Source organism: bacterium, assembly GCA_039961635.1.
Classification (GTDB): Bacteria; 4484-113; 4484-113; order JAGGVC01; family JAGGVC01; genus JABRWB01.
This window is the reverse complement of record JABRWB010000002.1, coordinates 1-8,270: the sequence shown is the minus strand read 5'-3', so window position 1 is coordinate 8,270 and position 8,270 is coordinate 1. Positions and strand designations below refer to the sequence as shown.

The 8,270-nt window shown below is 56.4% G+C and carries 8 protein-coding genes; 4 read left to right on the top strand and 4 right to left on the bottom strand.

Annotated elements, in window-relative coordinates:
- Both HRF49_00495 and ligA read right to left on the bottom strand, forming a co-directional pair.
- A partial coding sequence (locus HRF49_00495; GenBank protein ID MEP0813129.1) for an FAD-dependent monooxygenase occupies positions 1-963 on the bottom strand: 963 nt, incomplete at its 3' end.
- A gap of 35 nt (positions 964-998) precedes the next feature.
- The gene (gene ligA, locus HRF49_00490) at positions 999-3,113 is read right to left on the bottom strand and encodes an NAD-dependent DNA ligase LigA (protein ID MEP0813128.1); all 2,115 of its coding nucleotides are present in this window, start codon (positions 3,111-3,113) and stop codon (positions 999-1,001) included.
- Positions 3,114-3,183: 70 nt separating this feature from the next.
- Here ligA and HRF49_00485 point away from each other — a divergent pair, with 70 nt between their 5' ends.
- The 4 genes from HRF49_00485 (at position 3,184) to HRF49_00470 (ending at position 5,964) form a co-directional block, all read left to right on the top strand.
- A complete protein-coding gene (locus HRF49_00485; protein MEP0813127.1) occupies positions 3,184-3,435 on the top strand; it encodes a type II toxin-antitoxin system HicB family antitoxin in 252 nt (83 codons plus the stop codon).
- On the top strand, positions 3,436-3,660 hold the full coding sequence (locus tag HRF49_00480) for a type II toxin-antitoxin system HicA family toxin (protein MEP0813126.1): 225 nt from the start codon (positions 3,436-3,438) through the stop codon (positions 3,658-3,660). It begins immediately after the preceding gene.
- A gap of 284 nt (positions 3,661-3,944) precedes the next feature.
- The gene (locus HRF49_00475; protein ID MEP0813125.1) at positions 3,945-5,186 is read left to right on the top strand and encodes a hypothetical protein; all 1,242 of its coding nucleotides are present in this window, start codon (positions 3,945-3,947) and stop codon (positions 5,184-5,186) included.
- Positions 5,170-5,964, top strand: a complete 795-nt coding sequence (locus HRF49_00470; protein MEP0813124.1) for a TdeIII family type II restriction endonuclease — start codon at positions 5,170-5,172, stop codon at positions 5,962-5,964. The genes HRF49_00475 and HRF49_00470 overlap by 17 nt, the downstream gene beginning before the upstream one ends.
- Here the strand turns inward: HRF49_00470 and HRF49_00465 are convergent.
- Together HRF49_00465 and HRF49_00460 are read right to left on the bottom strand one after the other, a co-directional pair.
- On the bottom strand, positions 5,951-6,922 hold the full coding sequence (locus tag HRF49_00465) for a hypothetical protein (GenBank protein MEP0813123.1): 972 nt from the start codon (positions 6,920-6,922) through the stop codon (positions 5,951-5,953). The genes HRF49_00470 and HRF49_00465 overlap by 14 nt on opposite strands.
- 790 nt (positions 6,923-7,712) lie before the next feature.
- Positions 7,713-8,270: hypothetical protein (locus HRF49_00460; GenBank protein ID MEP0813122.1), on the bottom strand; the 558-nt coding region annotated here is incomplete at its 5' end.

Here is an 8,270-nt window from a genome sequence, read left to right as displayed (position 1 = left end):
CCCCAGGTGCACCTGCTTGATGCTCGTGATCGTGGTTATCGGGCTGCCCTTCACGGGGAATATCCGGTTGAACTCCTTGATCGCATCGAGGTCGTCGGGCGCGGGCAGCCCCGGCACTTCCAGCCAGCCCTTTTCCGAAAGCATCGAGAGGAACTTCGCGAACGACAAAAGCCTGTTTTGCTTCGCCGCGCCGTTCCCGTCCGCGTGCGGCGCGCCATGCCCCGCTTTTTCCGCCGCCCTGCGCGCGCGCTTGTGCGCCTTCGACGCCTGCGCGCCCGATCCGTTTCCTGAATAAGTGTCCGGCTCCTGCGCGAATCCGATCCCGGCCAGCACCATGTCCTCCTTGGGCACAGTCCAGCCGAACCAGTCGGTGTGCCCCTCGTGGAAGAACGCGCGGAACTCCTTAGCTCCCCCCCCCGGAAAAACGGCCTGCATCGCGAACCGGCGCACCGGGCGGGCGAATCCGTTTTCGCCGCGCGTGATCGCCGCCCATCCCGACGCGTCGATGACGAACCTCGCGGACAGCGACTTCTTTTCACCGTCCAGCAGGTAATCGATTTTGAAAGTGTGGTCCTCGCGGGCGACCGCGGTCACGACCGCGCCCCAGAGCGTTTTGTACCCGTCGCGCTTGATTTTGGAAAGCAGCCAGCGGTCGAAGTTTGCGCGGTGCATGCTTGCGTACTTCACCGGCAGCGTCATCGTCACGTTGTTGTCGAAGTCCACGTAACGCAGGACGTTTATGTTCGGCGGCGCGGCAACCTCCGGCGGCAGGTTGTACTTCCCGAATATCGCCGCGAGCGCGCGCTGCGCCTCCTCCGTCAAAAGCCCGCTGCAAAGCTTCTCGCGCGCCGGCCCCCCCCGGTCAAGGTGCGCGACGGAAATCCCTTCGGGCAGGCAAAGCGCGGCCGCCGCACCTGCCGGCCCCGCGCCGATTATCGCCACATCGAAGTCAACCTTCTGCATATCATTCGGCGAACTTGGCGCACGCGCCCCGCCGCCTATTCCTTTGCTGTTCCTAGTTCGCTAAAGTAAGCATGGTAGCGCAAATCCTCCGGCAGCGACAGCCCCGCGGCGTTTTCGCGGGCGAACCGGCCGAAATCCTCCGGCGACCACACTTCCACGCCCAGCTTGCGCGCCTTGTCCAGCTTCGAGCCGGCGGCCTCTCCCGCGATAAGCAGCGCGGTCGCTTTCGACACAGAGTCCGTCACCTTCGCCCCGTTGTATTCGAGGAAACGCTTCAGCTCGTCGCGCGATGCGCCCGGAAACGTTCCGGTGAGGACAATTGTCTTTCCGGCAAACAGCCCCGCCGCGGACTTCGCGTCCGGACGCGCGGCTGGCTCCGGAGCGACGCCAAGCGATTCAAGCGCCGCGATCATATCCTTGTTTCGCGCGTCCGCGAACCACTTGACTATCGCGTCCGCGGTCGAATACCCGAACCCGTGGATCGCCTCGATGTCCTTGACCGACGCCGCCGCGAGCGCGGCGAAATCCCTGAACCGCAGCGCAAGTTCCGCCGCCGCGGCAGTCCCCACCTGCGGAATGCCAAGCGCGGCGAGCCACCTTGAGAACGGCTTTTTCTTTGCCGCCTCGATCTGCGACAAAAGTTTGTCCACGGACAAATCGCCGAATCCTTCCACTTTCAACAGTTCCGCCCGCCTTGCCTGCAGCCGGAACAGGTCCGCGATGCCCGATACGAATCCCTGCTCCACCAGCCGCCGCGATACCTTCTCGCCCAGCCCTTCGATGTCCAGGCAGACGCGCGACGCGAGGTATGCTATCTGCTGTACCAGAACGCCTGCGCAATCTCGGTTCACGCACGCGTAGTTATGCGCGAGCTCGTCCATTCTAGTAAGCCCGCCGCACTCCGGGCACCGGCTCGGGGGGGGGACTGGTTGCGCGTCGTGCGGACGCAGCGCCTCGATCACGCCCACCACCTTCGGGATTACGTCGCCCCCTTTTTCAAGACGCACGGTGTCGCCTATCATTATTCCCAGCCGCGCGATCTCGTCCTGGTTGTGCAGCGTCGCCCGCGCCACAGTCGAGCCAGCCAGCGGCACGGGCTCGAGCACCGCCACGGGAGTCAAAACTCCGTATCGAGACAGGCCGTACTCGATTCCCAAAAGCATGGTCGTCACGCCTTCGGCCGCCCACTTGTACGCGATCGCGGCGCGCGGCGCCTTGGCCGTCGTCCCCAGCTCGCCCCAAAGCGCAAGCTCGTTCACCTTTATCACCGCGCCGTCGAGCGGGAAATCGTACGCGTCCCTCTCCAGGCGCCACCCGTCCAGCAGCCGCTCGACTTCGCGAAGATCCCGGCACAATTTGCGCAGCGGATTCGGCCGCAGTCCCAGCCGCGCCAGGTATTCCATCGCCGATGCCTGCGTCGCAAGCCCGTACCTTTCCGGCTCGACGATCTGGTAAAACGCAAGCTCGAGCGGCCTCGCCGCGGCCACGCTTGAATCCTGATTCCTTATCGTCCCAGCCGCCGCGTTGCGCGGATTGGCAAATTCACGCTCCCCCCCATCCGCAAGCCGCCGGTTCAGCTCCGCGAACGCGGATTTGGGATAGTACACCTCGCCGCGCACTTCGATGTCCACCGCCTCGGACAGCCGCAGCGGCAGAGAGCGTATCGTTTTGATGTTGTGCGACACGTCCTCTCCCACCGCGCCGTCTCCGCGCGTTACGCCGCGCACGAACAATCCCGCGGCGTACGACACGCTCACCGCCAGCCCGTCTATCTTCGCCTCGACGTGGTATGTCCACGGCCGCGCTTCCCCGGACGGCCCTCCCTCCGCGCCGAGCACCTTCGCGATTCTCTCGTCGAACTCGGCAAGCTCCGCCGGACTGTACGCGTTGTTCAGCGAAAGCATCGGATGCGCGTGCCGCACCTGCGGGAACTCCTTGCGCACCTCGCCGCCGACCTTCTGCGTGGGCGAGTCGGGCGCGGCCAGCTCCGGGTGCTCCGCCTCAAGCGCCATAAGCTCCCGCAGAAGCGCGTCGTACTCCTCGTCGGAGACGAGCGGCGCGTCGTGGGTGTAGTACGCGCGTGCGTAGCGCTCGATCAGCGAGCGAAGCTCCGCGGCGCGGGCCGCGGCGTCAGGTGTCGGTTTCGGCACCGGGTAATTATAGTAGGGGCGATTGAATGCCGGGTGCAATCAGGGGTATAATCATTCCGGTGATCCGCAAGTGACCGAAACCACCATCAGGCTGCATGTCGAATCCCTGGAGGAAGGGGGATTCATCGCGACAAGCCCGGACGTGCCGGGACTCGTTGCCGAGGGGCGCACGCTTGCCGAGGCCTGCGAAATCGCGCAGGGGCTTGCCCGGAAAATCGCCGAGTCGTGCCTGGAGCACGGCGATCCGCTTCCGCCGGCTCTGGCAAAGGCGGCCGATCCGGAAATGCAAATCGAGCTGGTGGTTCCGGTCGGCGTGGACTAGATGGGCAGGCTTGCCGGATTCACTTACAGCGAGGTCGTGCGAAAGCTGCGCGCCTACGGATTTTCGTTCGACAGGCAGGGGCCGGGCAGCCACGAACTTTGGCGAAACGCCGAAACCCGCCGCAGGATTTCAATTCCCCACCATTCCAGGCCGCTTGCGGAAGGAACGCTCCGGGCGATTCTGCGTGAGGCGGGGATCGATGTGGAAGCGTTTCTGGATGCTTGATTGACGGCACCGGCGAGCCGGTGCACTCCCATAAATATCCGAGGCTGAAGCCTCGGCTCCTTATGTTTTTACTCTCAACTGTCAACTCTGAACTCTGAACTCTCATTTTCAAACTATGAACTCGGTCTCCCATCGCCGCCACGTTTTCTAAATCGCCGGCAGGCGGAAGGTTGAAAAAGGGCTGATTGAAGGATTGGGCATGGTTTTGACTAAACAGATTTGGTGTATAATCGGATGGCTATTGGGCGCTTTGCCACAAACTAGTCCTTTTTGGAGGCTTTCGTTTGGGTCTTTCAGTTGTAAACGTGAAAGCAGCGCAGAAGTTCGGGATCGACGTGGCGCATATCGAGCGCAACATCGACGTCGAAAAGAATGTCCGCGATCTTGGAAACGACCTCTCGTTTTTGGGAGTTCGGGAGTTTGAGCGCACAAAGCATGTGCACAGGCTTCATCCATATCTTGGCAAATTCATCCCGCAATTGGTTGAAGTGTTTCTTCGGAAATACTTTGAGCCGGGGCAAACGGTTTTAGACCCTTTTGCAGGCTCTGGGACCACACTTGTTGAAGCAAATGCCCTCGGAATGAATTCAATTGGCCTTGATATATCTGCCTTTAATGTGCTAATTCAAAAAGTTAAAACGAGGCTTTACAATATTCCTTTTATGGAAAAAGAGGTGTCTGAAGCCTTGGCCCGGCTGAGCGAGTTTTCAAGATCGTTGCAGCGAAATACCGATGGCCTTTTCGCAGGCAACGGGAAGCGATTGGAAACAAAAAGTGAATACCTGAATGAGTGGTTTTCGGATAGGGCACTTCAAGAAATACTATTTTACCGAAACATTCTTGATGAATACAACAACAAGGATTTGATGACGATAATCCTGTCGCGGGCCGCAAGGTCGGCAAGACTAATTGCACACTATGACCTCGCTAGACCCAAAAAACCCGTTAGGGGTCAATACTGGTGCATCAAGCACAATCGGTATTGCGAACCGATTGATGAGGCGTACAAGTTCATTCACAGGTACTCTCTTGATTCGATCGATCGCATTAAGGAATATGCACAATTGAGAACCAAATCCGAAGTGGATTGCATATTGGGCGACTCTCGCACCTGGAAATACAGACGAAGAACTAAACTAGACGGTATTTTCACGTCTCCCCCGTATGTCGGCATTATTGACTACCACGAGCAGCACAGGTATGCATACGAGCTGTTCGATTTCATTCGTTGCGACGAACAAGAGATCGGCCCTGCTTTCAAGGGTTCCAGCAGACAAGCAATCAAGAACTATGTTCAAGGGATTACCGAAGTATTTCAGAATGTCTGCCGATACCTTAAGCCGGGCGCACCAGTTCTTATAGTAGCCAACGATAAGTTTGGATTGTATGAAAGCATAGGCGAATCGTGCGGATTGGAACTTGAGGATGTCTATCATCGGCCAGTCCTAATGCGCACTGAGCGAGATTCGAATAAGTACTTTGAGTCCATATTTTGCTTCAGGAACATTAATGTCGAATCTTCCTAGCAGCTGTAAAGCGGAAATTAAAAAGCTGCTTTTGGCAGTTGTACGCGAAAAACTTAATGAATATTCGCCGGAAACCCAGTACATGCCTTTTCATCACCGATTGCTGGGGAAAGACAGATATGCGCTGTTTTCCTTCATACACTCCATGAATACCACGTTGGGTACTTCTATTTGGGAGCAACTTTCAACTATAATTGCACGTTCATTCGGTAAAGTAGCGCAACATGGCAAGCTGCTTATGGGAGAGATAGATTCCGAAACAGTTGCACTTATTGAAAAAATACACCACTCCCTTCGTACCGCGGACGTTGAAGTAAACAAGACCAACGAAACTGAACTAATTAAACGAAGCATCAAATCGGGAAAAGCCTTAAAGCATCCAGATTCTAAGGTCGATTTTTATCTTGTCACCGACGGTCAAGAAAATTTCATAGACCTTAAAACTGCCAAACCAAATAAAGAAGGATTTGAAGCGCTGAAGAGAAAGTTATTGAATTGGACAGCGCTTAAATTTAGTCAAAACCCTGCTGCAAATGTAATGACAAGGCTTGCAATTCCGTACAACCCATATCATCCCAAACCTTATGACCGTTGGACCCTCAAAGGATTATTTGACTTGAAGGCGGGGGAAGTGCTTGTAGGTGAGGATTATTGGAATTTTATTGCTTCCTCTGACATTCACAATGAACTTCTTGATGTATTTTCTGAAGCTGGAAATGCATTGCGGCCTGAAATAGATGAAAAATTCAGCAGTATCGGAAACGCTAAAAATATATAAGCTTATCGCTAAAGGGCATATTTTTGTAAATTGTCTCCATTGACGGCCCTACTTTCGAAATCAGTCGCGCCACTTCTGCCTTGTTCCTTAATCCAAAAAGCTCACGCACCGGCGTCTCCTCGGAGCCACCTGTTTTCTCGATTTCCTCAAACAAGGTTATAATTTCATCAATTACAAGCCACGGAATGGCGCAGCATTTCCAAATGAGGAACTGCCGAATAATTGGCTGAATTTCTGAGAGGGCTAGCTTCTTTGAGATTCCTATGTCTTGAATATTCCAATTCCCGTCTTTGTCGCGTTCAGTCGTAGGCGCGTTACCAGGAATGAACAAGGAATTCATATGCTCAAATTCTGAGGCCAGTAAAAGAACTTGATAAAGTCCTGAATGCGAAAGCATTACTACCTTACTTAGGTCCTTGGGAAAGAACCCTCTGCGACTCATTGTTTCTGCAAGCTTTTGTGCATCGCTATGCGCGCCATGCACTTCTCCGCACGCAATGCGCCATGCCAAGTCCAATGAATCTTCCTTGCCAGGGGCAATATTCCTAATGGCCGTCTTTGCTGACGTCGACGATGGTACGGAATCCACTTGAACCGAATTTATAAAAACTTCAAGACATGGCCGAGGATTAGTGCTATTGGCAACAAACAAGCGAAATACAAACTCAATAATGGAACGGCAAAGTGGTGGGACACAAAGAAACTGGTTTTCATTGCAACAGCTTTCTATTAGGTGCAGTTGCGGTCGCATAAACAAGGCAAACGCCAAAACGACATCTTGGAATCCTTCCGGGAATGGAGCTTCCGGCCTTAGCTGCTTAATCCTATCTTGAAAACAGGAAACAAAATCAGCACAGATCGTTGTGAAATCGCGGACGTATTGCCTGAATGCTGACAGGGATACACCCAGACTGTCTGCCACCAGATCGGCGGCCTGTGCATCAAAAATCTCTGCCACGGATTTGATACTCCTTAAGGATTGAAGCATGGACTGGCAAAAATCAGCAATCTTCCTCAAACATTATAGCATGTATAGCTTCAAGCTGCATTTCATTCCATTGCTTCATTTCCCCGCCCACGCGCGGTTCTGCCAATTATCGCTGCGCTACAAGTTCAAGCGAAAAGAATAGGTTTATCCCTATATGTGACCCCCGGCTTGGAAGCCGGCGCTCCCCGGTTTTAAGCGGACGGCTGCCACACGCGCATACCGCCCCTGCCCCGTTTATCCCGCGTCCGCGGCCGGGCGCGCAGGTTGCGCGCAGGTTCCGCGCACCTACCGCGGCCCCCGGTCGCTTCCTCTGGGCGCGGGGACGCGGCCCTCCCGTCGCTGATCGGGTCGCGGCGGCGGTCCGCTGTCGCGTCCGCGCCGTTTTTTAGGAGTGCGGCAGCTTGCTGCCGCTCAATGCATTGTCCGGCACCGGCGAGCCGGTGCACTCCCAAAAATATCCGAGGCTGAAGCCTCGGCTCCTTATGTTTTTACTCTCAACTGTCAACTCTGAACTCGAAACTGTCGGCTGCCAGCCACGCCGTACAGGCGGGGTTCACCCCCGCCCACCTTAGATGTAGGGGCGGGTAAACCGCCCCCCTACGGTTGATTCCGGGCGCGAGGAAATTGTATCCCGCCCAGTACGGGCGGGGTTCACCCCCGCCCACCTTAGATGTGGAGGCGGTTAAGCCGCCCCCCTACGGTTTAATTTCGGGCGCAAGGAAATTGTTTCCCGCCGAGACGGCGGGCCTCCCATGCGCCCCTACGGTTTTTTCACCTTCACCAGCCGCGGCTTCCTGCGCAGCTCCACGATTTCGTCCTTCAGCCGGAATTTCCGAGCCACGTAATTCTCCCGCTCGACCAAGTATTTCTTCACCGCCGCCGCCAGCTTTTCGTTCATCCCCGGCAGCTTCGCAAGCTCCTCCGGCTCCGCCTCGCGGATCTTCTTCAGGCTCTTGTAGGTTTTGAGCAGCGTCTTTGCGATCCCCGGCCCCACGCCCGCCACGTCCTCCAGCGCGCTGCGGCGCTGCTGCCGCTCCACCCTGCCGCTGCGGTGCAGCTGCGCCCGCCGGTGCGCCTCGTCGCGGATCTGTATCAAAAGCGACAGCCCCGGGTCGGTTTTGTCCAGCCGGAATTCGAGCAAATTCCCCTTTCCGTCGTATTGCAGAAGCGTTTCCTCCCGCTTGGCGAGCGCGACGAACGCCAGCGAGTCCAACGGATGGTCTTCGATTTTCACCGATTCCGCCGGAAGCAAAAGCGACTTCGCATCCGCCCTGCCCCGGTACGCCGCGTCGTCCGCCGGAGCATCGGAGGCATCATC

Excerpts from the sequence above, each read along its gene's own strand:
- HRF49_00480 (MEP0813126.1), top strand. The coding sequence starts at position 3,436 with ATGGGCAGGCTTGCCGGATTCACTTACAGCGAGGTCGTGCGAAAGCTG.
- HRF49_00470 (MEP0813124.1), top strand. The coding sequence starts at position 5,170 with ATGTCGAATCTTCCTAGCAGCTGTAAAGCGGAAATTAAAAAGCTGCTT.